The sequence below is a fragment of the Variovorax stachyos genome (assembly GCF_051400855.1).
Taxonomy (GTDB): Bacteria; Pseudomonadota; Gammaproteobacteria; order Burkholderiales; family Burkholderiaceae_C; genus Variovorax.
This window is the reverse complement of record NZ_JBLFFN010000002.1, coordinates 587,916-613,382: the sequence shown is the minus strand read 5'-3', so window position 1 is coordinate 613,382 and position 25,467 is coordinate 587,916. Positions and strand designations below refer to the sequence as shown.

Here is a 25,467-nt window from a genome sequence, read left to right as displayed (position 1 = left end):
GGGATGCCCGCGTTGAGGAAGTTCATGGTGATGCCGCCGCCCATGGTGCCGGCACCGATCACGCCGACCGACTGGATCTGGCGCTGGGAGGTGTCTTCGGGCACGTCGGGAATGCGTGAGGCCGCGCGTTCGGCCATGAACACGTGGCGCAGCGCGGCCGATTCGGGCGTGAACATCAGCGCGACGAAGGAACGGCGCTCCTCGGCCATGCCCTCGTCGAACTTGAGCTTGGTGGCGGCCTCGACCGCGTCCACGCACTTGAGCGGCGCCGGGTAGTTCTTGGACATCGCGCCGACGGTGTTGCGCGCGAACTGGAAGTAGGCGTCGCCCTGCGGATGCTTGCATGGGAGATTGCGCACCAGCGGCAGATCGCCGCCCTTGGCGGCCGCCGACCTGGCGAACTCGACGGCCTCGTCGAACAGCGATTCGGGCGAGGCGGCCAGCTTGTCGAACAGCTTCTGGCCCGGCAGCGAAGCAAGCATCTCGCTCTTGACCGCCTCGCCGCTCACGATCATGTTGAGCGCGGTCTCCACGCCCAGCACGCGCGGCAGGCGCTGCGTGCCGCCGGCGCCGGGCAGGAGGCCCAGCTTGACCTCGGGTAGCGCGACGCTGGTGCCGGGCGCGGCGACGCGGTAGTGGCAGCCCAGGGCCAGTTCGAGGCCGCCGCCCATGCAGACCGAGTGGATGGCCGCGACGATGGGCTTGGTCGATGCCTCGAGCGCGAGGATCAGGCTCAGCAGGTTGGGTTCCTGCAGCGCCTTGGGCGTGCCGAATTCCTTGATGTCGGCGCCGCCCGAGAAGGCCTTGCCGGCGCCGGTGATCACGATCGCCTTGACGGCCGCGTCGTCCAGGGCCTTCGAGAGGCCGTCGGTGATGCCGAGGCGCGTCGAGAAGCCGAGCCCGTTGACTGGGGGATTCGCCAGGGTGATCACGGCGACATCGCCGAGCACTTTGTATTCAGCCGTCATGCTGCGTTCCTTTGGGATGGGAGAGGATCGAAAAACGGGGTTGAGGGATGCAGCATGCCCCTTGCTTCGCTGCACCGCATCTAAAAAGCACGGACGTTCTTTTTTTCGGGAAATTCTAGGCGTTTCACGAGCGCCGGCAACGGGTCCCAGTCGCTGGCGGGACAAAGTCCCACCGGGCGTTCAGACTTCCAGCCACTCCTTGCGCGTCGCCGCATCGGCACGCAGGCTGTCCGGCGTGCCGTCGAACACGATGCTGCCGTGGCCCATGACGAGGGCGCGGTCGGAGATCGCCATGGCGATGGTCAGCTTCTGCTCGATCAGCAGCACCGAGATGCCCTTGTCCTTGAGCGTGCGCAGGTACTGGCCGACCAGTTCGACGATCTTGGGCGCCAGGCCTTCGGTGGGCTCGTCGATGATGATCAGGTCGGGGTCGCCCATCAGGGTGCGGCACAAGGTGAGCATCTGCTGCTCGCCGCCCGAGAGCACGCCGGCCTCGGTGTGCTGGCGTTCCTTGAGGCGCGGGAACATGCCGTACATGTCGTCGAAGGACCAGCGGCTTCCCTTGCCGGTGCCCTTCTGCCCGAGCATCAGGTTCTGGTGCACGGTGAGCTTGGGGAAGATGTCGCGGTTCTCGGGCACGTAGCCGATGCCCATGTGCGCGATCTCGTAGGCCTTGCGGCGCAGGATGTCCTGCCCCTTCCAGTGCAGGCCGCCCTCTGCATGCACCAGGCCCATGATGGCCTTGGCGGTGGTCGAGCGGCCCGAGCCGTTGCGGCCCAGCAGTGCCACGATCTCGCCCGGGTTGACGCCGAAGGAAACGCCATGCAGCACATGGCTCTTGCCGTAGTAGGCGTGGATGTCTTCGAGTTTCAGCATGTCAGTGCCCTCCGGTCTGCGCATCGGCGACGGCCGACCCGAGATAGGCCTCCTGCACGCGCGCGTTGGCACGCACCGCGGCGGGCGTGTCGAAGGCGATCACCTCGCCGTACACGACCACCGCGATCTTGTCGGCCAGGCCGAAGACCACGCCCATGTCGTGCTCGACGGTCAGCAGGGTCTTGCCCACCGTGACCTGCTTGATCAGCGCAATGAAGTGCGCGGTTTCGGTCTTGCTCATGCCGGCGGTGGGCTCGTCCAGCAGGATCACGCCGGCGCCGCCGGCGATGGTGACGCCGATCTCGAGCGCGCGCTGCTCGGCGTAGGTGAGGTTGACCGCGAGCACGTCGCGCTTCTTTTCGAGGTGGACCTGGCGCAGCAGCTCCTCGGCGCGCTCGTTGGCGTCGTCCAGGTTCGAGAGGAAGCGCAGGAAGGTGTAGCGGTAGCCGAGGCTCCACAGCACGCCGCAGCGCAGGTTCTCGAACACGCTGAGCTTGGGGAAGATGTTGGTGATCTGGAAGCTGCGCGAGAGGCCGAGCCGGTTGATCTCGAAGGGCTTCTTGCCGTCGATGCGCTGCCCGTTGAGCAACACCTCGCCGCTGGTGGGCTCCAGCCGCCCGCTGATCAGGTTGAACAGCGTGGACTTGCCGGCGCCGTTGGGGCCGATGATGGCGATGCGGTCGCCGGCCTCCACCGCCAGGTCGACACCGCGGATGATTTCGGTCTTGCCGAAATTCTTGCGCAGTGCCTTCAGTTCGAGTGCATGGGTCATAGGGCCCCCACGCTCGGCACTGTCGTGTCCGCGCTGCCCCCCAAGGGGGCGCGACCTTGCTTGAAGCGGTTCTGCGCTGCGGTCATGCCGCCTCCCTTCGCTTGATCTCGGCCTCGATCTCCTCCTGGGCCTTGCCCCAGACCTGCACGAAGCGGCGGCGCACCAGCTCGATCAGGACCACGCCGACCACCAGCAGCGCCACCGAGATGGCCCAGCTGGCGAAGCCGGCGGTGTCGAGCGTCACGCCGAAGAAGTTGAACGTCGGCCCGAGGGCGGAGTTGAGCTGGATGTGATAGATCATCTCGATCACCGCGGCGGCGCCCGCCACCAGCGGAATGGCCGCCAGTGCAAACGCACCGTAGAGGCCCCACAGGCGGTTGAACTTGCCGAACTTCGCGACCCGCAGGTTCATCATGATGAGGCTCGCGATGCCGCCCGGCGCGAACATCACCATGAAGACGAACACCAGGCCGAAGTAGAGCTGCCAGGCCTTGGAAAGCTCCGACAGCAGCACCGACGCGAACACCAGCAGCACCGCGCCGATGATCGGCCCGAAGAAGAAGGTCGCGCCGCCCAGGAAGGTGAACAGCAGGTAGCCGCCCGAGCGGATCGCGTTCAGGCTGTCGGCCGCGTTGACGATCTCGAAGTTGATCGCCGCCAGCCCGCCGCCCACGCCCGCGAAGAAGCCGGCAATGATGAAGGCGAAGTAGCGCACCCGCTGCGTGTTGTAGCCGATGAACTCCACCCGCTCCGGGTTGTCGCGCACCGCATTCAGGATGCGGCCCAGCGGCGTGCCGGTGAAGGCGTACATCAGCGCCGTGCACACGAAGCAGTACACCGCGATCAGGTAGTAGACCTGGATCTGCGGGCCGAAGTTGAGCCCCAGCAAGGGCGTGCCGTAGACCCGATCGGTGGTGACGCCGCCCTCCCCGCCGAAGAAGGTCGGGAACATCAGCGACATCGCGGCCACCAGCTCGCCGATGCCCAGCGTGATCATCGCGAAGGTGGTGCCCGACTTCTTCGTCGTGACGAAGCCGAACAGGACCGCGAAGAACATGCCGGCCAGCCCGCCGACCACAGGAATGAGCACCAGCGGTATGGGCCAGCCGTCCTTGCTCGCAAGGTTCATCGCGTGGATGGCGATGAAGGAACCGAGCCCGGTGTACACCGCGTGGCCGAAGCTCAGCATGCCGCCCTGCCCGAGCAGGATGTTGTAGCTCAGGCAGATGATGATGAGATAGCCCATCTGCGAGAGCATGGTGAGCGCCAGGCTGCTGCGGAACACGTGCGGCGCGGCGATGAGCGCCAGCGCGAACAGGGTCCAGATCAGGTAGCGCCCGATGTTCCAGGGCTTGAAGCGGTAGTACGGCGTGGCCTTCCTGGATGCGCCGGATGCGCTGACCACCGGAGGGACCGAAGCCGGCTGCGCCTGCTCGAGGCTGTTGTGCGTTGTGCTCATCTTCAATCTTCCCGCGTGCCGAGCAGGCCCTTGGGCCTGAAGATCAGGATCAGGACCAGGAACAGATAAGGCAGGATCGGCGCCACCTGCGAGATCGTGAGCTTGAGCAGCTCGTAGCCGAAGGTCTGCTCGCTCACCGCCACACCGATCGCCTGCAGGCCGGTGGCCAGCGACTGGTCCATCGCCACCGCGAAGGTCTGGATGATCCCGATCAGCAGCGAGGCCAGGAAGGCCCCGGCCAGCGAGCCCATCCCGCCGACCACCACCACCACGAAGATGATCGAGCCGACTGCGGCCGCCATCGCCGGCTCCGTGACGTAGGTGTTGCCGCCCACCACGCCGGCCAGGCCCGCCAGTGCCGCGCCGCCGCCGAACACGAGCATGAACACGCGCGGTACGTTGTGGCCCAGGGCCTCGACCATCTCGGGGTGCTTGAGCGCGGCCTGGATGACCAGGCCGATGCGGGTGCGCGTCAGCAGCAGCCACACCGACAGCAGCATCAGCAGCGCCACCAGCATGATGAAGGAGCGCGACTTGGGGAACTGGGTGCCGTAGAGCGTGAACAAAGGCCCCTGCAGCTGCGGCGGCAGGCCATAGGGCACGGTCGAACGGCCCCACACCAGCTGCACCAGCTCGAGGATCAGGTAGGACAGGCCGAAGGTCACGAGCAGCTCGGGCACGTGGCCGTACTTGTGCACGCGCCGCAGGCTGTAGCGCTCGAAGCCGGCGCCGAGCACGCCGATCAGCAGTGGTGCGATGAACAGGGCCGGCCAGAAGCCGATGATCCCGGACAGCGTGTAGGCCACGTAGGCGCCGAGCATGTAGAAGCTGGTGTGCGCAAAGTTGAGCACGCCCATCATGCTGAAGATCAGCGTCAGGCCGGAACTCAGCATGAACAGCAGCAGCCCGTAGCTGACGCCGTTGAGCAGCGAGATGACGAAGAATTCGAGGTTCATCGTTCCTCAGGGGGAAGGAAAAAAATCAGGGGGAAGGAGAAAAGAAAAAGGCCCGAGTGTTGAAGTCGGGCCTCGACCGCACTGCTGGGGCCTGGTCAAGCCATCAAGGGCTGGGCCGCTTCATCTGGCAGGAGGTCGGCGTGCTGGCCACGTAGGGCTCGTAGTACTTGACGGGCACGAAGGTGTAGCCGGTCTTCTCGGCATCGACCTTGTACTTGCCTTCTGCCTTCTCCCACCTGGCGACGTACAGGCCCTGCTGGAGCTGGTGGTCGGTCTTGCGCATCTCGACCTCGCCGTTGAAGCTCTTGAACTTCATGCCTTCCAGCGTCGCCGCCACCTTCACCGGGTCGGTCGACTTGGCCCTGACGAAGGCTTCGGTCAACATGAGGAAGGCGGTGTAGGCGGACGAGGTGTACAGGTCCTCGTTGAACTTCTTGTTGAACTCCTCGGCCAGGCGCTGGATGTCGCCTCCCATGTTGTAGTGGCCGTAGGCCACCTGGTACACCTTGCCGGCCGAGGCAGCGCCCATGGCGGTCGGGGTGCCGCTGACCGTGCCGTAATAGGTATAGAACTTGACGTTGTTCAACCCTGAGTCGTTGGCCGCCTTGATGAGCAGTGCCAGGTCGGAACCCCAGTTGCCGGTGATGACGGTGTCGGCGCCGGAGGCCTTGATCTTCGCGATGTAGGGGGCGAAGTCGCGCACCTGCGCCAGCGGATGCAAGTCCTCGCCGACGATCTGCACGTCGGGCCGCTTGACCTTCAGGTTTTCCTTGGCGAACTTTGCGACCTGCTGGCCGTGCGAGTAGTTCTGGTTGAGCAGGTAGACCTTCTTGACGTCGGGCTGGTCCTTCATGAAGGTGGTCAGCGCCTCCATCTTCATGGAGGTGTCGGCGTCCAGGCGGAAATGCCAGTAGCTGCACTTGCTGTTGGTGAGGTCCGGGTCGACGGCGGCGTAGTTGATGTACAGCACCTCCTTGCCGGGATTGCGCGCGTTGTGCTTCTCGAGCGCATCGATGATGGCCAGCGCCGCGCCGGAGCCGTTGCCCTGCAGCACATAGCGTGCGCCCTGGTCCTGGGCCGAGCGCAGCGCGTTGGTGGTCTCCTGCGGGCTGAGCTTGTTGTCGATGCCGATGATCTCGAACTTGACGCCGGCGGCGTTCTTCTTGTTGAACTCCTCCGCCAGGAACTGGTAGGTCTTGAGCTGGTTCGTGCCCACCGCGGCCATCAGGCCGGACAGCGGATCGAGCCAGGCGATCTTCACGGTTTCGCCCTTCTGGGCCAGGGCGGCGGTGGCGGTGGCGGCGAGGACGGCCGCGGTTGCGAGTCTCAGAGCGAACTTCATTTGTGTCTCCTGGTCTTGCTGCAATGCGACATGAGGTTACTGTTCTTTGTACCCCCGCCCGTCAGGGAATGCCCGTAAGCGCACGGCCGCGGAGGCGGTTTCTATCACCCACGCGACAGGTGGCACCTCGCTGGTGCTACCCGCCGGTAGGATCGGGTGGCTTCAGCACTCCGGCAGCTTGTAGTCGCGCAGCTGCTCGCGCAGCTTCGTCTTGAGGATCTTGCCGGTGGCGCCCAGCGGGATGGCGTCGACGAAGACCACGTCGTCGGGCACCTGCCACTTGGCCACCGTCTTGCCGCCGTAGAAAGCCAGCAGCTCCTCGCGGGTGAGCTCGGCGCCGGGCTTCTTCACCACGATCACGATCGGCCGCTCGTCCCACTTGGGGTGTGGCACGCCGATGCAGGCCGCCATCGCGACCGCCGGGTGCGCCACAGCGATGTTCTCGATGTCGATGGAGCTGATCCATTCGCCGCCGGACTTGATCACGTCCTTGCTGCGGTCGGTGATCTGCAGGTAGCCGTCGGGGTCGATGGTGGCGACGTCGCCGGTGGGGAACCAGCCACGGCCCCGCGCGTCCGGCACCAGCGGATCGCCGCCCTCGCCCTTGAAGTATTCCTTGACGACCCACGGCCCCTTGACCAGCAGGTCGCCGGAGACCTTGCCGTCCCAGGGCAGTTCCTTGCCGTTCCCGTCGACGATCTTCATGTCGACGCCGAAGATGGCCCGGCCCTGCTTCATGCGGATCGACGTCTGCTGTTCCGGCGACTGCGACAGGTGCTTGTTCTTCAGCGTGCACAGTGTGCCGAGCGGCGACATCTCGGTCATGCCCCAGGCGTGCAGCACCTCCACGCCGTATTGCTGCTGGAAGGCGTTGATCATGGCCGGCGGGCAGGCCGAGCCGCCGATCACGGTGCGCTTGAGGGTGGAGAACTTCAGGTCCTGCGCCTGCATGTGGCCCAGCAGCATCTGCCAGACGGTCGGCACGCCGGCCGCGAAGCTGACCCGCTCGCTCTCGATCAGCTCGTAGACCGACTTGCCGTCCAGCGCCGGGCCGGGGAACACCATCTTGCAGCCGGTGAGCGCGGCCGAATACGGGATGCCCCAGGCGTTGACGTGGAACATCGGCACCACCGGCAGCACGGCGTCGCGTGCGGACAGGTTCATCACGTCCGGCAGCGCCGCCGCATAGGCATGCAGCAGGGTCGAGCGATGGCTGTAGAGCGCGGCCTTGGGGTTGCCGGTGGTGCCGCTCGTGTAGCACATGCTCGAGGCCGAGTTCTCGTCGAAGCTCGGCCAGTCGTACTGGTCGGACAGCGGGCCCATCCAGGCCTCGTAGCTCACCAGGTTGGGAATGCCGGTGTCGGCCGGCAGCTTGTCGGCAGCACACAGCGCAATCCACTTGCGCACCGTGGTGCACTTGGGGTGCACTGCCTGCACCAGCGGCAGGAAAGTGAGGTCGAAGCACAGGATCTGGTCTTCGGCATGGTTGGCGATCCAGGCGATCTGGTCGGGATGCAGCCGAGGGTTGACGGTGTGCAGCACCCGGCCGCTGCCGCTGACGCCGTAGTACAGCTCCAGGTGGCGGTAGCCGTTCCAGGCCAGGGTCGCCACGCGGTCGCTGAAGATCAGCTGTTCGTGGTCCAGCGCGTTGGCGACCTGGCGCGCACGGGAAGCGATCTGGCGCCAGCTGCTGCGGTGGATGTCGCCTTCGACCCGCCGGGAGACGATTTCCCCGTCGCCGTTGTGGCGTTCGGCGAACTCGATCAGCGACGAGATCAGCAACGGTTGGTCCTGCATCAAACCCAGCATCGGAAGGCTCCTTCAAACAACAAAACGTGAAAGCCGCGGGCCGTGGCAACGGACCGTCCGGCACCTGCGATTCACTCAATGTTCGGGCGATCCCACAATGACAAAAACCCGCAGAGCTGCCCGCGGGCAGGTCCCGCGACGCTGCTGCCGAGATGCCGGGGCGCCGGCGCCTACTCGTCCTGCGCCCACTCCACCCGCACCCCCAGGCTGCGCAGGTTCTCCGCGAAGCGCGGATGGGCGCGCCGGATCGGCGCCGCGTTGCGGATCTCCGAGCGTCCCTCGATGCTCGCGGCGACCATGAAGAGCGCGATCGCCACGCGGATGATGTATGGGCTCTCGACCACGGCCGGCGCCAGCGGCCCGCCGCCGAAGGTGATCAGCCGGTGCGGGTCGGACGAGAACACATGGGCGCCGAACTTCGAGAGCTCGCCGGTCCAGCCCAGCGCGCCGTCGTAGACCTTGTTCCAGAACATCGCGTTGCCTTCGGCCCGCACGCCCAGCGCGATGAAGATCGGCAGCAGGTCCACGGGGAAATACGGCCAGGGCGCGGCCTCGACCTTGGTCAGCACGTTGGCCGTGAACGGGGCCTGCACCTTCAGCGGGCCGCTGCGGTGGGCCTGGGACCAGCCGTCGCGGTGCTCGATCCGGACGCCGAACTTGGCAAAGGTCCGGTCGATCAGCGGGAACTGCTCCGGCGCGCTGTTGCGCACCTGCACCTCGCCGCCGGTGATGGCACCCAGCGCCAGGAAGGTGGTGATCTCGTGGAAGTCCTCGTCGAAGCGGAATTCGCCGCCGGCCAGCGGCGCGCCGCCATGCACGGTGAGCTTGGAGGTGCCGATGCCATCGATGCGTGCGCCCAGCATCGCCATGAAGCGGCAGAACTCCTGCACGTGGGGCTCCGAGGCGGCATTCGTCAGCGTCGAGGTGCCCGCGGCGGCGACGGCGCAGAGCACGAAGTTCTCGGTGGTGGTGACGGAGGCGTAGTCCAGCCAGTGGTCCACCGGCCGCATGCCCTCGGCCAGGCGCACCAGCAGCGAGCCTTCGGTGCGTTCGACGTGGCCGCCGAAGTGCCGGAAGACCTCGACGTGCGGGTCGATCTCGCGCACCCCCAGGGTGCAGCCCTTGACGTTGTCCTCCAGCCGCGCCACGCCGAAGCGTGCGAGCAGTGGCGGCACCAGCATGATCGAGGACCGCATCTCCTCCGGCAGCCGATGGCGGGCGGCGTCGAAGGCCGTGTCGCGGTGGTGCAGCTCCAGCGTGCCCGCCTCTCGGTCGAGCCGCACGTCGCTGCCCAGGGCCTGGAAGATCTCGAGGATCTTGCGCACGTCGGTGATGTCGGGCACCCCGTAAAGGCGCAGGGGCTCGCGGGTGAGCAGGGTGGCGCAGAGCACGGGCAGCACCGCGTTCTTGTTGGCCGAAGGGCTGATCCGGCCGCGCAAGGGCGTGCCGCCGTGGACGATGAGACTGGACATGGGAGGGGAAAAGCTGGATGTGGGGGGCGCGACGGAGCGCGACGCCGAACTCTACCGGCTCGCGACGGGGAAACCGCCGCGCAGCGCCCTGCTTGAACAAATGGAAACAGAAAGGCTGGAGAGCGCCGATGGCCCGCGCGGCCCGGGGTTTAGGTCGGTACGGGACAATCCCGCCATGAGCATCCTCGCAGACGAAGCGGACGTGGTCGACCTCGGACTCGACTGGACCGCCGGTTTCTCCACCCTCGGCCCCGCCTTCTTCACCGAGCTGCGCCCCACCCCGCTGCCCGATCCCTATTGGGTCGGGCGCAGCGATGCGCTGGCGCGAGAGATCGGGTTGGACGAGGCCCGCCTCCAGTCGGAAGACGGCCTGGCCGCCTTCACCGGCAACGTGCCGATCGCCGGCACTCGGCCACTGGCCACGGTCTACAGCGGCCATCAGTTCGGGGTCTGGGCCGGCCAGCTCGGCGACGGCCGCGCCATCCTGCTGGGCGAGACCGCGAGCGGCTGGGAGCTGCAGCTCAAGGGCGCGGGCCGCACGCCCTATTCGCGCATGGGCGACGGCCGCGCGGTGCTGCGCTCCAGCATCCGCGAGTTCCTTTGCAGCGAGGCGATGCAGGCCCTCGGCATCCCCACCACGCGTGCGCTGTGCGTGACGGGCTCCGAGGCGCCAGTGGTGCGCGAGGAAATCGAGACGGCGGCCGTGGTGACGCGCGCCGCGCCCAGCTTCATCCGCTTCGGCCACTTCGAGCACTTCGCCGCAGCCAACCGCGTCGACGAACTGCGCGCGCTGGCCGATTTCGTGATCGACCGCTTCTATCCGGCTTGCCGCGACAGCGAACGCTTCGGCGGCAACGCCTACGCGGCCTTCCTCGAGGCGGTGAGCGAGCGCACCGCGGCGCTGCTCGCGCAGTGGCAGGCCGTGGGCTTCTGCCACGGCGTGATGAACACGGACAACATGAGCATCCTCGGGCTCACCATCGACTACGGACCCTTCCAGTTCCTCGACGGCTTCGACCCGGGCCACATCTGCAACCACAGCGACACGGGCGGACGCTATGCCTACAACCAGCAGCCCAACGTCGCCTACTGGAACCTGTTCTGTCTCGCCCAGGCGCTGCTGCCGCTGATCGGCGACCAGGAGGTCGCGGTCGCCGCGCTGCAGTCGTACAAGACGGTGTTCCCGGATGCCTACGAGGCGCGCATGCGCGCCAAGCTGGGCCTGCCGGAGGCCGCGGCGGACGACCGCGCGCTCATCGAAGGCGTGCTCAAGCTGCTGGCGCAGGAGAAGGTGGACTACACGATCTTCTGGCGCCGCCTGGCCGACCACAAGGCGGGCGGCGACGTTGCCGCGGTGCGTGACCTGTTCCTCGACCGGAGCGGCATCGACGGCTGGCTGCAGTCTTTCGCGCAACGCCACGCGCAGGTGCCGGCCGGCCCGGCCGCACAATCGATGCGCGGCGCCAATCCGAAATTCGTGCTCCGGAACCATCTGGGCCAGCAGGCCATCGAATCGGCGCAGCGCAAGGACTTCTCGGGCGTGGCCACCTTGCTGAAGCTGCTCGAAACCCCATTTGAAGACCATGCCGGCCACGAGGCCTATGCCGGCTTCCCGCCCGACTGGGCTTCCACGATCGAAATCAGCTGCTCATCATGACTGCACCCGTCCAGAAAACCGACGCCGAATGGAAGGCCCTCCTGGCCGAGAAAGGCGCCGAGCCCGGCGCCTTCGAGGTCACGCGCCATGCCGCGACCGAACGCCCCTTCACCGGCAAGTACGAGGCGCACTGGGAAGACGGCACCTATCACTGCATCTGCTGCGGCGCCAAGCTGTTCGAATCCGCCACCAAGTTCGATGCCGGCTGCGGCTGGCCCAGCTTCTCGCAGGAGGCGGTACCCGGTGCGATCAAGAACATCGTCGACCGCTCGCACGGCATGGTGCGCACGGAGAACGTCTGCGCCAACTGCGGCGCCCACCTGGGCCATGTGTTCCCGGACGGCCCCACCGAGACCGGCCTGCGCTACTGCATGAACTCCGCCTCGCTCGATTTCCAGAAGCGCTGAACATGAAGGTCCTGCTCGACTTCTTCCCGATCCTGCTGTTCTTCGGCGCTTTCAAGCTCTACGACATCTACACCGCCACCGGCGTGCTGATGGCGGCCACCGTGCTGCAGATGGGCATCGTCTGGTTCACCGAGCGCCGCCTGGCGCCGATGCAGAAGGCCACGCTGGTGCTGATCCTGCTCTTCGGCTCGCTCACGCTGCTCCTGCACGACGACCGCTTCATCAAGTGGAAGCCGACCGTGCTGTACGGTGCCATGGCGCTGGCGTTGGCCCTCGCGCTGTGGGTCTTCAAGAAGAACTTCCTCAAGATGCTGCTGGGCGCGCAGCTCGACCTGCCGGTGCAGGTGTGGGGCCGCCTCAACGTCGCCTGGATTGCGTACTGCGTGTTCATGGCCGCGATCAACGGCTACGTTGCGGCCTATTTCAGCACCGAGGCCTGGGTGAACTTCAAGCTCTGGGGCTATGCGTTCCCGATCGTGTTCCTGGTGGCGCAGGGGCTGTACATCTCGCCGCACCTGAAATCGGACAAGCCCGCAGCATGAGTCTTCCTACCGCCGCCGACCTGGAAGCGCGCCTTCGGGCCACGCTGCAGCCGACCATGCTCGAAGTCATCGACGAAAGCGCTGCCCATGCCGGGCACGCGGGCGCCAACGCCGAGGGCTACGGTACCCATTTCCGGGTGCGGATTGCCTCTCCTCTCTTCGAGGGAAAGCCGCGCGTGGCACGCCACCGGCTTGTGTATGATGCGCTGCAACTTTTCATCGCACAGGGCCTTCACGCCATCGCCATCGAGACGCTTTGAAGCGCTTTGATTTCCGCCCTCCCGGGCGGCAAAAGTACCCTCCCCCTCTATGAAGAAACATCTACTGCAGGCCGCAGCCGCCGCCGCTCTTCTGGCTGCACTTCCCGCCTTCGCGCAGAACGCGGCCATCGTCAACGGCAAGCCCGTGCCCAAGGCGCGCATGGACGTGCTGGCCCAGCAGCTGGCCGCGGCCGGCCGGCCGGTCACGCCCGAGATGCAGGGCCAGCTGCGCGAGGAAGTGGTCGCCCGCGAAATCTTCATGCAGGAAGCCCAGAAGCAGGGCCTGGACGGCACCGACGACTACAAGAACCAGCTCGAGCTGGCGCGCCAGGCCATCCTGATCCGCCAGCTGTTCGAAAACTATCGCAAGGCCAATGCGGTGTCCGATGCCGACGCGCAGGCCGAATACGACAAGTTCGTCGCGGCCAACGGCGGCAAGGAATACAAGGCCCGCCACATCCTGGTCGAGAAGGAAGACCAGGCCCAGAAGATCCTGGCCGACCTCAAGAAGGGCGCCAAGTTCGAGGACCTGGCCAAGAAGCAGAGCAAGGACCCGGGCTCCGGCGCCAACGGCGGCGACCTCGACTGGGCCGCACCCGCCAGCTTCGTGCCCGAGTTCTCGGAGGCGATGATCAAGCTCAAGAAGGGGGAGACGACCCCCGCCCCGGTCAAGTCGCAGTTCGGCTACCACATCATCCGCGTCGATGATGTCCGCCAGGCCCAGCTGCCCAAGCTGGAAGAAGTCAAGCCGCAGATCGTGCAGCAGCTGCAGCAACAGCGCTTGCAGAAGTACCAGGAAGAACTGCGGGCGAAGGCCAAAGTCGAATAAGGCCTCTACGCCTCAGCAAAAAGCGGCCCGCGGGCCGCTTTTTTGTTGTCGCATTAATTTTCAGCCTGGCTGGGGTCAAACTCGGGTTGTAACCCCTTCTTCACGGCTGCCGCAGCTTTTGCCAGGGTTGCATATCAGTGCGTCTCGCACGCAACAGCACACGCAAAAAAGCGGCCAAGTGGCCGCGTTTTTGTTTGCCTATCGCCTCTGCCTCAGCAGGACCGAAGACCTAGGTGCTTCTCGAATGCATCGAAGTCCCTGTCGTTGTGCAACAGAGGTGCATCGTTCTCGATGCACCACGTTGCAATCAGGGTGTCGATGGTCTTGCGGACCGTAAAGCCGAGCGCACGCAAGCGACGGTGGTTCCGTGCAGCCTCGATCGCAAGCGCCTCGCCGCCCAGGTTCACGACTTCCAGCGCTGTCAGCAGCTTTCGAGCCTCGGCGAAGTCGCGTTCGCTGCTGAAACCCTGCAGCACTTCCGCCAGGATGAGGTCGCCGATGGCGACCGGCTCCGTCTGGAGCAGTTGGTCCAAACGATCGGCCGCGACCGAATCCGTGCCCCTGAAATAGTCGATCCAGACGCTGGAATCAACCAGGATCACTTGTCCGTCCGCATCTCGGCCAGGTCGCCCTGCCAGTTGCGCTTTCCGCGCAAGCGCCGAAGCGCTTCCTGCTGCCGCAGCCTAAGCAAGGTGCGCAAGCCCAGCTCCACGACCTCGCGCTTGGTCCCCAGACCCGTGGCGCGCAAGGTGTCGTTCATGAGCTTGTCGTCGATGACGATGTTCGTTCGCATGATGTGTATGAATTCACTGATTCATACACATCATAGGTGCACGATCGAGCGGGCGCAAGCGCCTACCCCACCCACTTTCGCGCATTGCGCCAGATCCGCATCCAGGGGCTGAGCGCGCTGCGGTCACCCGAGGTCCAGCTCATCTGGATGTTGCGGAACACGCGCTCGGGGTGCGGCATCAAGGCGGTGAAGCGGCCGTCGGCGGTAGTCACCGATGTCAGCCCGCCCGCACTGCCGTTGGGGTTGAACGGATAGCGCTCGGTCGGCTGGCCATCGTGGTCTACGAAGCGCATCGTAGCGATGGCCTTCGCCGGATCGCCGCGGTGCTTGAAGTTCGCGTAGCCCTCACCGTGCGCGACTGCGATGGGCAGCCGGCTGCCGGCCATGCCGGCGAAGAACAGGCTGGGCGAATCGAGCACCTCGACCATCGACAGCCGCGCCTCGAAGCGCTCGCTCTGGTTGGTGGTGAAGCGCGGCCAGGCCTCGGCGCCGGGAATGATGTCGGCCAGCTCGGCGAACATCTGGCAGCCGTTGCATACGCCCAGGCCGAAGGTGTCGGGGCGGCCGAAGAAGGCCCTGAACTGCTCGCTCAGCTTGGGGTTGAAGGTGATGCTGCGCGCCCAGCCGATGCCGGCGCCCAGCGTGTCGCCGTAGCTGAAGCCGCCGCAGGCCACCACGCCCTTGAAGTCGGCCAGGTCGGCCCGGCCGGACTGCAGGTCGGTCATGTGGACGTCGAAGGATTCGAAGCCCGCCTCGTGGAAGGCATAGGCCATCTCGACGTGCGAGTTGACGCCCTGCTCACGCAGGATCGCGACCTTGGGCCGCGCCAGGTTGAGGAAAGGCGCGGCGACGTTCTCCTCCACGCCCGGCGCCAGGTGCACGTGGCGACCGGGATCCTGCGGCTCGCCGGCGGCGGCATGCTCGGCGTCGGCGCAGTCAGGGTTGTCACGCTCGCGGCAGATCTTCCAGCTCACCGCGTCCCACACTTGGTGCAGGTCGTGCAGGCTGGCGCTGAAGATGGCCTTGGCATCGCGCCAGACCTCCACCTTGCTCTTGCCGGCCTCGATGGCCGAGGCGTCTGGCCTGGTCTTGCCGACGAAATGGCTGTGGGTGCTGAGGCCGTGCGCGCGCAGCGTCTGCATCACCTCGTTGCGCTCGGCGGTACGCACCTGCAGCAGCATGCCGAGCTCTTCGTTGAAGAGCGCCTTCAGGCTGAGCTCTTCGCGACGCGCGCTGACCTGGCCGGCCCAGTTCTTGGCATCGCCGTACTCGGCGCGGCTGTCGCTGATGCCGTCGCCCTCGGTCACCAGCAGGTCGATGTTGAGCGCGACGCCCACATGGCCGGCAAAGGCCATTTCGCAGGCGGCGGCGAACAGGCCGCCGTCGCTGCGGTCGTGCATCGCGAGGATCTTGCCCTCGGCGCGCAGCGCGTTGACGGCCGCGACCAGCCTGACGAGGTCCTGCGGGTCGTCGAGGTCCGGCGCCAGGTCGCCGCTCTGGCCCAGGGTCTGGGCCAGGATGCTGCCGGCCATGCGCTGGCGGCCGCGGCCGAGGTCGATCAGGACCAGCGTGCTGTCGGGCTCGGTCGCATCCAGCTGCGGTGTCAAGGTGCCGCGCACGTCGGCCAGGGTGGCGAAGGCGGTCACGATCAGGCTCACGGGCGAGCTGACCTTCTTCTGCCCGCCCTGCGACTGCCACTGGGTGCGCATGGACAGCGAATCCTTGCCGACGGGAATCGAGATGCCGAGCGCCGGGCACAGCTCCAGGCCCACGGCCTTCACCGTCTCGTACAGCGCGGCATCCTCGCCCGGCTCGCCGCAGGCCGCCATCCAGTTGGCGGAGAGCTTGACGCGCGAGAGATCGATGGGCGCGGCCAGCAGGTTGGTGATGGCCTCGGCAACCGCCATCCGGCCCGAGGCCGGGGCGTCGAGCGCAGCCAGCGGGGTGCGCTCGCCCATGCTCATGGCCTCGCCGGCGAAGCCCTTGTAGTCGGCCAGGGTCACGGCGCAGTCGGCCACCGGCACCTGCCAGGGGCCGACCATCTGGTCGCGATGGCTGAGGCCGCCGACGGTGCGATCGCCGATGGTGACGAGGAAGCGCTTGGAGGCGACGGTGGGGTGGGAGAGGACCTCGATGGCGGCCTTCTGCAGGTCGACGCCGGTGAGCTCGAGAGGCTTGAACTTGCGCTGGATCGACTGGACATCGCGCAGCATCTTGGGGGGCTTGCCCAGGAGGACGTCCATGGGCATGTCGACGGGCGGGGTGCCCTCGTCCGCCACGATCAGCTGCCGCTCTTCGGTTGCCACCCCCACCACCGCGAACGGGCACCGCTCCCGCTCGCAGAATGCCTTGAACTGGTCGAGCGACTCCGGCGCGATCGCCAGCACATAGCGCTCCTGGCTCTCGTTGCACCAGATCTCTTTCGGCGCCAGGCCCGATTCCTCCAGCGGCACGGCGCGCAGGTCGAAGCGCGCACCGCGGCCCGCGTCGTTGGTGAGCTCGGGGAAAGCGTTGCTCAGCCCGCCTGCCCCCACGTCGTGGATCGCCAGGATCGGGTTCGCCGCGCCCTGCTGCCAGCAATGGTTGATGACCTCCTGCGCGCGCCTTTCGATCTCGGGATTGCCGCGCTGCACGGAGTCGAAGTCCAGTTCGGCCGCATTGGCGCCGGTGGCCATCGAGCTCGCCGCGCTGCCGCCCATGCCGATGCGCATGCCCGGGCCGCCCAGCTGGATCAGCAACGTGCCAGCGGGGAACTGGATCTTCTTCGTCTGACCCGCATCGATGCTGCCCAGGCCGCCCGCAATCATGATCGGCTTGTGGTAGCCGCGCTGCAGCGTGTCGCGGTCGCTCGTGATGGCCTGCTCGTACTCGCGGAAGTAGCCCAGCAGGTTGGGCCGGCCGAACTCGTTGTTGAAGGCCGCCCCGCCCAGCGGGCCCTCCGTCATGATCTGCAGCGGGCTGGCGATGTGCTCGGGCTTGCCGTAGCTGCCCTCGGCGGGCCAGAGCTTCGACACGGTGAAGCCGGTCAGCCCGGCCTTGGGCTTGGAGCCGCGGCCGGTGGCGCCCTCGTCGCGGATCTCGCCACCGGCGCCGGTGGAGGCGCCCGGAAAGGGCGAGATCGCGGTCGGATGGTTGTGCGTCTCGACCTTCATCAGCACGTGGTTCAGCGCGTCCTGCCTGTCGTAGCGGCCGGCGGCCGAGGCGGCGACGAAGCGCTCGACCCGCGAGCCCTCCATGATCGAGGCGTTGTCGGCATAGGCCACCACCGTGTGCTGCGGGTTCTGGCGCTCGGTGTGCCGGATCATCGAGAACAGGCTCTGCGGCTGCGGCTGGCCATCGATCACGAAGTCGGCGTTGAAGATCTTGTGGCGGCAGTGCTCGCTGTTGGCCTGCGCGAACATCATCAGCTCGACATCGCTCGGATTGCGCCCGAGCCGGGTGAAGGCGTCGACCAGGTAGTCGATCTCGTCCTCCGCCAGCGCCAGGCCGAAGCGCGTGTTGGCCTCGACCAGCGCCGTGCGCCCCCCGGCCAGGACATCCACCTGCGCCATCGGCTGGCCCGGCAGCTCGGCGAACAGCGCTGCCGCCTGGTCGAGCCCGGGAAGTACCGATTCGGTCATGCGGTCGTGCAGCAGCGCGGCCAGTGCGGCCAGCCCGTCGGCGTCGAGCACCGGCGCCTTGCCCAGCAGCGGAGCCTTGAGCGCCAGGTGGTACTGCGTGACGCGCTCGACGCGGCGCAGCGCCAGCCCGCAGTTGTGAGCGATGTCGGTGGCCTTCGAGGCCCAGGGCGAGACGGTGCCCAGCCGCGGCGTGACGACCAGGGTGGGTCCTGCCTTGGCCGGCGCCTCGAAGGGCTCGCCGTAGTCCAGCAGGGCGGCGAAGCGCTCGCGTTCGGCGCCTTCGAGCGCGTGGTCGGTCGCGACCAGGTGCACGAAGCGCGCCGAGAGGCTCGCGATGCGGGGCTCGATCGCCTGCAATCTCGGCAGCAGTTGCCGGGCCCGGAACTCGCTGAGCGCGCTGCCGCCCTCGAAGAAGGTCACCAACGGGGCGACGGGATGGGAGGGCGCATTCAGGGGCAAGGTCACGATCGGATCGGCCGCGGGCCGCATTGGAAACCAGGAGAGGAAGGCGGCGGCCGCTGACTGGGGCCATCCGCGCCAAGCCCGGAATTTTAGCGGGGCGGATGGGATAATTCCGGCCCATGAGCATCACCTACAAAGACGCCGAGGGCGTGGCCGGCATGCGCACCGCGGGCCGCCTCGCAGCCGAAGTGCTGGACTACCTGACCCCGCACGTGAAGCCCGGCGTGACCACCAACGAGATCGACAAGCTCGCGCACGCCTACATCACGCAGGTCCAGGGCGCGGTCCCGGCCCCCCTCAACTACCTGGGCGCCTCGAGCGTGCCCTACCCCAAGTCCATCTGCACCTCGGTCAACCACGTGGTGTGCCACGGCATCCCGAACGACAAGCAGCTCAAGAAGGGCGACATCCTCAACATCGACGTCACGGTCATCAAGGACGGCTGGCACGGCGACACCAGCCGGATGTTCGTCGTGGGCGACGCCTCGATCGCAGCCAAGCGCCTGTGCGCCCTCACCTACGAGGCCATGTGGCACGGCATCGTCAAGGTGAAGCCGGGCGTGCACCTGGGCGACATCGGCTTCGCCATCCAGCGCTTCGCCGAGAGCAACGGCTTCTCGGTGGTGCGCGAATTCTGCGGCCACGGCATCGGCCGCGGTTTCCACGAAGAGCCGCAGGTGCTGCACTACGGCAAGCCCGGCACGCTCGACGAGCTCAAGCCCGGCATGACCTTCACGATCGAGCCGATGATCAACGCCGGCAAGCGCGACATCAAGGAAGACGCCCGCGGCGGCCAGTACGACGGCTGGACCATCGTCACCCGCGACCATTCGCTCTCGGCGCAGTGGGAGCACACGGTGCTGGTCACCGAGAGCGGCTACGAGGTGCTCACGCTCTCGGCCGGCAGCCCGCCGCCGCCTGCCTTCGTCAGCGCCTCGGCTTGAAGGCGGCGTCCAGCCTTCGACAGGCTGCCATGGTGGACATCGCTTCCCTGCGCGACGCCTACCGCACGCACAAGCTTGCGCTGTACGACCAGGCACGCAGCGCGCGCGCGCCGACGCGCAGCGTCCACACGGTGCTGCGCCAGCTGGCGGCGCTGGCCGACGAGGCGCTCAACGCGCTGTGGGAGGAGGCGGGCTTCGACAACCGCTTGGCGCTGGTCGCGGTCGGCGGCTTCGGGCGCGGCGAACTGTTCCCCTTCTCCGACGTCGATGTGCTGCTGCTGTTGCCGGCCGATCATGCGACCGAGATCGAACCGGCGCGCATCGAGTCCTTCATCGGCCATTGCTGGGACGCGGGCCTGGAGATCGGCTCCAGCGTGCGCACGGTCGACGAATGCCTGGCCGAGGCCGCGAAGGACGTCACGGTCCAGACCTCGCTGCTCGAATCCCGTCTCGTCGCCGGCGACAAGAAGCTCTACGCAGCCTTCCGCAAGAGCTTCCTCGCCGGCATCGATCCGCACGCCTTCTTCGCGGCCAAGATGCAGGAGATGCGGCACCGGCACCAGAAGTACGAAAACACGCCCTATGCGCTGGAGCCCAACTGCAAGGAATCGCCGGGCGGGCTGCGCGACTTGCAGACCGTCCTCTGGGTGGCCAAGGCCGCGGGCTTCGGCAGGCGCTGGGACGACCTGGCGAAGAACGGGCTGGCCACCCCCTTCGAGGTGCAGCAGATCAAGCGCAACGAGGCCCTGCTGAGCCTGATCCGCGCCCGCCTGCACCTGATCGCCAACCGGCGCGAGGACCGCCTGGTGTTCGACCTGCAGACCGCCGTGGCCGCGACCTTCGGCTATGTCGGCGAGTCGCAGCGCAAGTCCAGCGAGGCGCTGATGCGGCGCTACTACTGGGCCGCCAAGGCGGTGACGCAGCTCAACCAGATCCTGCTGCTCAACATCGCCGACCGGCTGAATCCCCAGGAGGAGCAGGCCACCCGCATCAACGACCGCTTCTTCGAGAAGGGCGGCCTGATCGAGGTCGCGAGCGACGACCTGTACATCAAGGATCCGCACGCGATCCTCGAGACCTTCCTGCTCTACCAGAAGACCATCGGCGTCAACGGCCTGTCGGCGCGCACTCTGCGCGCGCTCTACAACGCACGCCATGTGATGGACAGCAAGTTCCGCAACGACCGCGTGAACCATGCGACCTTCATGCGCATCCTGATGGAGCCGCGCGGCATCACGCACGCCTTCAGGCTGATGAACCAGACCTCGGTGCTGGGCCGCTACCTGCGAGTGTTCCGCAGCATCGTGGGCCAGATGCAGCACGACCTGTTCCACGTCTACACGGTCGACCAGCACATCCTGATGGTGCTGCGCAACGTGCGCCGCTTCTTCATCGTCGAGCACGCGCACGAGTACCCCTTCTGCTCGCAGCTCGCCGGGGGCTGGGACAAGCCGTGGATCCTCTACGTCGCGGCCCTTTTCCACGACATCGCCAAGGGCCGCGGCGGCGACCATTCGGAGCTGGGCGCGCGCGACGTGCGGCGCTTCTGCCGCCAGCACGAGATCCCGCGCGAGGACACCAAGCTGATCGAGTTCCTCGTATCCGAGCACCTTGTGATGAGCCAGGTCGCGCAGAAGCAGGACCTGAGCGACCCGGAGGTGATCGGCAATTTCGCCAAGCGCGTCGGCAACGAGCGCTACCTGACGGCGCTGTACCTCCTCACCATCGCCGACATCCGCGGGACCTCGCCGCGCGTGTGGAACGCCTGGAAGGGCAAGCTGCTCGAGGATCTCTACCGGTCGACGCTGCGCGCCCTGGGCGGCCGCATGCCCGACCCGGGCGCCGAAGTGGAGGCGCGCAAGCGCGAGGCACTGGTTCAGCTGGCCTTGCATGCACAGCCCTTCGAGGCGCACAAGGCACTGTGGGAGACGCTGGACGTGGGCTACTTCATGCGCCACGACGCCTCCGAGATCGCCTGGCATACCAAGCAGCTGTCGCGCCACGTGCCGCCCAGGAACGTGCCGGTCGACCCGCATGCGCCCGCGATCGTGCGCGCCCGGCTCTCGCCGGTGGGCGAAGGACTGCAGGTGGTGGTCTACACGCCCGACCAGCCCGATCTGTTCGCACGCATCTGCGGCTACTTCGACCAGTCCTCCTTCAGCATCCTCGACGCCAAGGTGCACACAACCACCAACGGCTACGCGCTCGATACCTTCCAGGTCGTCACCACCTTCATTCCCGAGCACTACCGCGACCTGATCAACATGGTCGAGACCGGCCTGGCCAAGACGCTGGACGAGGCCGGTCCCCTGCCCTCGCCCAGCAAGGGCCGGGTATCGCGCCGGGTGCGCAGCTTCCCGATCAAGCCACGGGTCAGCCTGCTGCCCGACGAAAAGGCACAGCGCTGGCTGCTCAACATCTCGGCGAGCGACCGCGTCGGCCTGCTGTACTCGGTGGCACGCGTGTTGGCGCGCCATCACCTCAACCTGCAGCTCGCCAAGATCACGACGCTGGGCGAGCGGGTGGAGGACACCTTCCTGATCAGCGGGCCCGAGCTGCAGGGCCAGCGCACGCAGGCGACGATCGAGACCGAGCTGCTCGAGGCGCTGGCGGCCTGAGCGCCTGAGAGTCTCCCCAGCCCGTCAGAGGACGGGCAGGAAGCCGTGCCCGGAATCGACCACAATCGCCCTGTTTTTTTAACAACAGAAAGGCTTCGACATGATCCGTTCCGACGACACCGGCAAGCTCATCCTCCGCGTGGCCCTGGGCATCCTGATCCTGCTGCACGGCATCGCCAAGATCAACACCGGCGTGGGCTCCGTGTCCAACATGCTGGCTTCGCACGGCCTGCCGGGCGCGCTGGCTTACCTGGTTTATGTCGGCGAGATCGTTGCGCCGGTCCTGCTGATCATCGGCCTTTACACACGGCCGGCGGCGTGGATCGTTGCCATCAACATGCTGGTCGCAGTCTGGCTGGTCCACATGAAGCAGCTCGGCATGCTCAACAAGCAAGGCGGCTGGGAGCTCGAGCTGCAGGGCATGTTCTTCTTCAGCGCGGTGGCCGTGGCCTTCATGGGTGCCGGGCGCTTCAGCATCGGCGGCAGCGGCGGGCGCTACAACTGAGCGTCGCTACTCGTCTTCGGCCGCATCGAGGCCCGGGAACAGGATCTCGGTGTAGCCGAAGCGCGAGAAATCGCGCACCCGCATCGGATAGAGCTTGCCCAGCAGGTGATCGACCTCGTGCTGCACCACGCGCGCATGAAAACCGCTGACCGTGCGATCGATGGGATCGCCGTAGGGGTCGAAGCCGGTATAGCGGATCTGGGCGAAGCGGGGCACCACACCACGCAGGCCCGGCACGGAGAGGCAGCCCTCCCAGCCCTCTTCCTCCTCATCGCCGATCGGCGTGATGACCGGATTGACCAGCACCGTGCGCGGCACGGCCGGCGCATCCGGATAGCGTGGATTGACGGTGTCGGTGCCGAATATCACGAGCTGCTGGTCGACGCCGATCTGCGGCGCGGCGAGCCCGGCCCCGTTCACCGCATGCATGGTCTCGAACATGTCCCGCACCAGCAGGTGAAGCTCGTCGGTGTCGAAGGCGACGACAGGCTGCGCGATGCGCAGCAGCGGGGGTCGCCCATCTTGAGGATCTCGCGTACCGTCATGGCCGCCATTATCGCGACCGTGCACGGCGCGCGGGCCGCATCACGGGGGCGTCTGGTGGCGCGAGTCCGGCGAGCTCAACATGCGGTCGATCTCGCGCGCACTGCGCCCCGGAGGAATCGGCACCTGCGTGCCGGCGACGCCGCCGGTCCGCGGGCCGAGGCCTGGCGGCGGTGGCACGGGAACGGCGGGGCGGGCCCCGCTCCAGCCCGGACGCGGATGGCCCGCACGCGGGTAGTAACCGGGTCGCCCGTGGTCGTACCGGTACGGGTAGGGATAACGCGGACGGGAGTAGTAGCCACCGTCGATGTAGACGTTCGGCTGGACCACCACCGGCCCTGGGTCCGCATAGTAGGGATAGGGGTCGGAGTACCCGTAGGAGCCTCCCGGCACGGACACGCAGCCGCCCAGCAGGGCCGCACCGCCGACGACGGCGCCAACACCCCATAGCCGAAGATTCATGATCATGATGGACTCCTGGTAGGTACTTCTGTCAACGGTTCCTTTGTAGACCTTGTTGACTTCTATCGGATGAACCTCGGTAACCCCCGGTAAAGCTCGGTTGGCTCGACGGCTTAGAGCCCGTTTTCGAGAATTCCGAGCATCCGCGCCTCGTCGATAACGGCAACGCCCAGCTCGCGTGCCTTGTCGAGCTTGCTCCCGGCCTCGGCACCGGCGACCACGAAATCGGTCTTCTTGCTGACCGACCCGGCCACCTTGGCGCCTGCCGTTTCCAGTTTGTCCTTCGCCTCGTCACGGCTGAGCGTAGGAAGGGTGCCGGTGATAACGAAGGTCTTGCCCGCGAGCGGCTTGGGCGCGCGCGCAGCCGGCTCGCCCTCTTGCCAGGTCACCCCGCAGGCGCGCAGCTGCTCGACCACCTCGCGATTGTGTGCCTGGTCGAAGAAGGTGCGCAGGCTCTTCGCCACCACCGGGCCGACGTCGTTGACCTCGAGCAATTGCTCCTCGCTCGCGTCCATGATCGCGTCGAGCTTGCCGAAGTGCTTGGCCAGGTCCTTGGCGGTGCTTTCGCCAATATGCCGGATCCCGAGCCCGAAGAGAAAACGCGGCAGCGTGGTCTTCTTGGAGGCCTCGAGCGCATCGACCAGGTTCTTCGCCGACTTGTCCGCCATGCGATCGAGGCCGGCCAGTGTCGTGAGGCCCAGCTTGTAGAGGTCGGGGAGCGTGCGGACCAACTGGCTATCCACCAGCTGCTCGACCAGCTTGCCGCCCAGGCCCTCGATGTCCATGGCGCGCCGCGCCGCGAAATGCAGGATGGCCTCCTTGCGCTGCGCGCCGCAGAACAGGCCGCCGGTGCAGCGGTAGTCGACCTCGCCCTCCTCGCGCAGCGCATCGGAGCCGCAGACGGGGCATTTCTCCGGCATGGTGAAGATGGGTCCGCGCTGCTCGGGCGGGCGTGCCGCGCTCTCGGGCACCACGCCCACGACCTCGGGGATCACATCGCCCGCACGCCGCACGATCACGGTGTCGCCCACCCGGACATCCTTGCGCCGGGCCTCGGCTTCGTTGTGCAGCGTGGCGTTGGTCACGGTGACGCCGCCCACGAAGACCGGCGCCAGCTTCGCCACCGGCGTGAGCTTGCCGGTGCGGCCCACCTGCACCTCGATGCCCCGCACCTCGGTCGTTTGCTCCTGCGCCGGGTACTTGTGGGCCACGGCCCAGCGCGGCTCGCGGCTCTTGAAGCCCAGCCGGCGCTGCAGCTCCAGGCTGTCGACCTTGTAGACCACGCCGTCGATGTCGTAGGGCAGCTCGTCGCGCTGCGCTGCGATGCGTGCGTGGAAGGCCACCAGCGTGTCGGCGCCCGGCCCGGCGGCGCGCTCCTTCGACACCGGCAGGCCGAAGGCGTCCAGCGCATCCAGCATGCCGCTGTGCGTGGCCGGCTGCTGCGTCCAACCCACCACCTCGCCCACCCCATAGGCGAAGAAGCTCAAGGGCCGTTGCGCCACCAGCGCGGGATCGAGCTGGCGAATGGCGCCGGCCGCGGTGTTGCGCGGGTTGATGAAGGTCTTGTCGCCGCGCTCGCGCTGGCGCTCGTTCAGCCGCTCGAAGGCATCGCGCCGCATGTAGACCTCCCCGCGCACCTCCAGCACCGGCGGTGCCTCGCCCGCCAGGCGCAGCGGGATCTGGCCGATGGTGCGAAGGTTCTGCGTCACATCCTCGCCCGTTTCGCCGTCGCCGCGGGTGGCGCCCTGCACCAGTACGCCGTTCTCGTAACGCAGGTTGATGGCCAGGCCGTCGAACTTGAGCTCGGCCGAGTACTCGACGGGTGGCGCGTCCGGCCCCAGGCCCAGTTCGCGCCGTACCCGTGCGTCGAAGGCCAGGGCACCGGCCGCCGTGGTGTCGGTTTCCGTGTGGATGGACAGCATCGGCACGGCATGCCGTACCGGCGTGAGGCCTGGCAGCACGGCGCCTCCCACCCGCTGCGTCGGCGAGTCGGGCGTGCGCAGCTCGGGGTATTCGGTCTCCAGCGCCTGCAGGCGCTGGAACATGCGGTCGTACTCGGCGTCGGGCAGCTCGGGCGTGTCGAGCACGTAGTAGAGATGGGCGTGGCGGCGCAGCTGCTCGCCCAGCGCGGCGGCTTCGCGAGCCGCTTCCTCGCGTGGTGTCATCGAAAT

At 67.1% G+C, this 25,467-nt stretch carries 21 protein-coding genes and 1 pseudogene; 8 read left to right on the top strand and 14 right to left on the bottom strand.

All coding sequences use genetic code 11. The annotated features are described in order from the left end of the window. From ACMGEZ_RS06140 to ACMGEZ_RS06105, 8 genes are all read right to left on the bottom strand, one after another. Positions 1 to 968, bottom strand: a 968-nt coding sequence (locus ACMGEZ_RS06140; RefSeq protein ID WP_436821354.1) for an enoyl-CoA hydratase-related protein, incomplete at its 3' end; no start/stop codon positions are given. A gap of 180 nt (positions 969 to 1,148) precedes the next feature. Further along, a complete protein-coding gene (locus ACMGEZ_RS06135; RefSeq protein WP_436821353.1) occupies positions 1,149 to 1,844 on the bottom strand; it encodes an ABC transporter ATP-binding protein in 696 nt (231 codons plus the stop codon). Between the two features lies 1 nt (position 1,845). Then, the gene (locus tag ACMGEZ_RS06130) at positions 1,846 to 2,616 is read right to left on the bottom strand and encodes an ABC transporter ATP-binding protein (protein ID WP_436821352.1); all 771 of its coding nucleotides are present in this window, start codon (positions 2,614 to 2,616) and stop codon (positions 1,846 to 1,848) included. 82 nt (positions 2,617 to 2,698) lie between these two features. Continuing rightward, positions 2,699 to 4,075 carry a branched-chain amino acid ABC transporter permease gene (locus ACMGEZ_RS06125; RefSeq protein WP_436821351.1) on the bottom strand — a complete coding sequence of 459 codons (1,377 nt, stop codon included), beginning with the start codon at positions 4,073 to 4,075 and terminating at the stop codon, positions 2,699 to 2,701. Positions 4,076 to 4,077: 2 nt separating this feature from the next. Next, positions 4,078 to 5,031: a branched-chain amino acid ABC transporter permease gene (locus tag ACMGEZ_RS06120; RefSeq protein ID WP_436821350.1), complete on the bottom strand. Its 954-nt coding sequence runs from the start codon at positions 5,029 to 5,031 to the stop codon at positions 4,078 to 4,080. A 103-nt stretch (positions 5,032 to 5,134) separates the two neighbouring features. After that, positions 5,135 to 6,373: a branched-chain amino acid ABC transporter substrate-binding protein gene (locus ACMGEZ_RS06115; protein WP_436821349.1), complete on the bottom strand. Its 1,239-nt coding sequence runs from the start codon at positions 6,371 to 6,373 to the stop codon at positions 5,135 to 5,137. Between the two features lie 162 nt (positions 6,374 to 6,535). Next, complete coding sequence (locus ACMGEZ_RS06110; protein WP_436821348.1) at positions 6,536 to 8,182, bottom strand: 3-(methylthio)propionyl-CoA ligase; 1,647 nt, start codon at positions 8,180 to 8,182, stop codon at positions 6,536 to 6,538. A gap of 170 nt (positions 8,183 to 8,352) precedes the next feature. Further along, positions 8,353 to 9,654 (bottom strand): UDP-N-acetylglucosamine 1-carboxyvinyltransferase, encoded by a 1,302-nt coding sequence (locus tag ACMGEZ_RS06105; RefSeq protein WP_436821347.1) that lies wholly within the window; start codon positions 9,652 to 9,654, stop codon positions 8,353 to 8,355. A gap of 175 nt (positions 9,655 to 9,829) precedes the next feature. On the opposite strand from ACMGEZ_RS06105, the gene ACMGEZ_RS06100 reads away from it, so the two are divergent. Genes ACMGEZ_RS06100 through ACMGEZ_RS06080 form a run of 5 tightly spaced genes read left to right on the top strand, consistent with a single transcriptional unit; the run spans position 9,830 to position 13,349 of the window. Then, positions 9,830 to 11,311 carry a protein adenylyltransferase SelO gene (locus ACMGEZ_RS06100; protein WP_436821346.1) on the top strand — a complete coding sequence of 494 codons (1,482 nt, stop codon included), beginning with the start codon at positions 9,830 to 9,832 and terminating at the stop codon, positions 11,309 to 11,311. Further along, positions 11,308 to 11,718, top strand: coding sequence for a peptide-methionine (R)-S-oxide reductase MsrB (gene msrB, locus ACMGEZ_RS06095; protein ID WP_436821345.1), 411 nt, complete (start codon positions 11,308 to 11,310; stop codon positions 11,716 to 11,718). The genes ACMGEZ_RS06100 and msrB overlap by 4 nt, the downstream gene beginning before the upstream one ends. Positions 11,719 to 11,720: 2 nt before the next feature. Then, on the top strand, positions 11,721 to 12,260 hold the full coding sequence (locus tag ACMGEZ_RS06090; protein WP_436821344.1) for a septation protein A: 540 nt from the start codon (positions 11,721 to 11,723) through the stop codon (positions 12,258 to 12,260). After that, complete coding sequence (locus tag ACMGEZ_RS06085) at positions 12,257 to 12,520, top strand: BolA family protein (protein WP_436821343.1); 264 nt, start codon at positions 12,257 to 12,259, stop codon at positions 12,518 to 12,520. Before ACMGEZ_RS06090 ends, ACMGEZ_RS06085 begins: the two co-directional genes overlap by 4 nt. A gap of 49 nt (positions 12,521 to 12,569) precedes the next feature. Beyond that, positions 12,570 to 13,349, top strand: coding sequence for a peptidylprolyl isomerase (locus ACMGEZ_RS06080; RefSeq protein WP_436821342.1), 780 nt, complete (start codon positions 12,570 to 12,572; stop codon positions 13,347 to 13,349). 212 nt (positions 13,350 to 13,561) lie between these two features. Here the strand turns inward: ACMGEZ_RS06080 and vapC are convergent, their stop codons facing one another. From vapC to purL, 3 genes are all read right to left on the bottom strand, one after another. Beyond that, positions 13,562 to 13,951, bottom strand: coding sequence for a type II toxin-antitoxin system VapC family toxin (gene vapC / locus ACMGEZ_RS06075; RefSeq protein ID WP_436821341.1), 390 nt, complete (start codon positions 13,949 to 13,951; stop codon positions 13,562 to 13,564). Beyond that, the gene (locus ACMGEZ_RS06070) at positions 13,948 to 14,142 is read right to left on the bottom strand and encodes a type II toxin-antitoxin system VapB family antitoxin (RefSeq protein ID WP_436821340.1); all 195 of its coding nucleotides are present in this window, start codon (positions 14,140 to 14,142) and stop codon (positions 13,948 to 13,950) included. Before ACMGEZ_RS06070 ends, vapC begins: the two co-directional genes overlap by 4 nt. Before the next feature lie 62 nt (positions 14,143 to 14,204). Continuing rightward, complete coding sequence (purL, locus tag ACMGEZ_RS06065; RefSeq protein ID WP_436821339.1) at positions 14,205 to 18,227, bottom strand: phosphoribosylformylglycinamidine synthase; 4,023 nt, start codon at positions 18,225 to 18,227, stop codon at positions 14,205 to 14,207. A gap of 116 nt (positions 18,228 to 18,343) precedes the next feature. On the opposite strand from purL, the gene map reads away from it, so the two are divergent. The 3 genes from map to ACMGEZ_RS06050 all read left to right on the top strand — a co-directional run bounded on the left by map (position 18,344) and on the right by ACMGEZ_RS06050 (position 22,291). Continuing rightward, positions 18,344 to 19,168 carry a type I methionyl aminopeptidase gene (map, locus tag ACMGEZ_RS06060; protein ID WP_436821338.1) on the top strand — a complete coding sequence of 275 codons (825 nt, stop codon included), beginning with the start codon at positions 18,344 to 18,346 and terminating at the stop codon, positions 19,166 to 19,168. A gap of 29 nt (positions 19,169 to 19,197) precedes the next feature. Then, the gene (locus ACMGEZ_RS06055) at positions 19,198 to 21,786 is read left to right on the top strand and encodes a [protein-PII] uridylyltransferase (protein WP_436821337.1); all 2,589 of its coding nucleotides are present in this window, start codon (positions 19,198 to 19,200) and stop codon (positions 21,784 to 21,786) included. Between the two features lie 100 nt (positions 21,787 to 21,886). Further along, positions 21,887 to 22,291 (top strand): DoxX family protein, encoded by a 405-nt coding sequence (locus ACMGEZ_RS06050; RefSeq protein ID WP_436821336.1) that lies wholly within the window; start codon positions 21,887 to 21,889, stop codon positions 22,289 to 22,291. Between the two features lie 6 nt (positions 22,292 to 22,297). Here ACMGEZ_RS06050 and def read toward each other — a convergent pair. The 3 genes and pseudogenes from def to ligA form a co-directional block, all read right to left on the bottom strand. Beyond that, a pseudogene (gene def / locus ACMGEZ_RS06045) lies at positions 22,298 to 22,836 on the bottom strand (peptide deformylase). A gap of 40 nt (positions 22,837 to 22,876) precedes the next feature. Continuing rightward, positions 22,877 to 23,302 carry a hypothetical protein gene (locus ACMGEZ_RS06040; protein WP_436821335.1) on the bottom strand — a complete coding sequence of 142 codons (426 nt, stop codon included), beginning with the start codon at positions 23,300 to 23,302 and terminating at the stop codon, positions 22,877 to 22,879. Positions 23,303 to 23,409: 107 nt separating this feature from the next. Next, positions 23,410 to 25,461: an NAD-dependent DNA ligase LigA gene (ligA, locus tag ACMGEZ_RS06035; protein ID WP_436821334.1), complete on the bottom strand. Its 2,052-nt coding sequence runs from the start codon at positions 25,459 to 25,461 to the stop codon at positions 23,410 to 23,412. Positions 25,462 to 25,467: the final 6 nt, after the last annotated feature.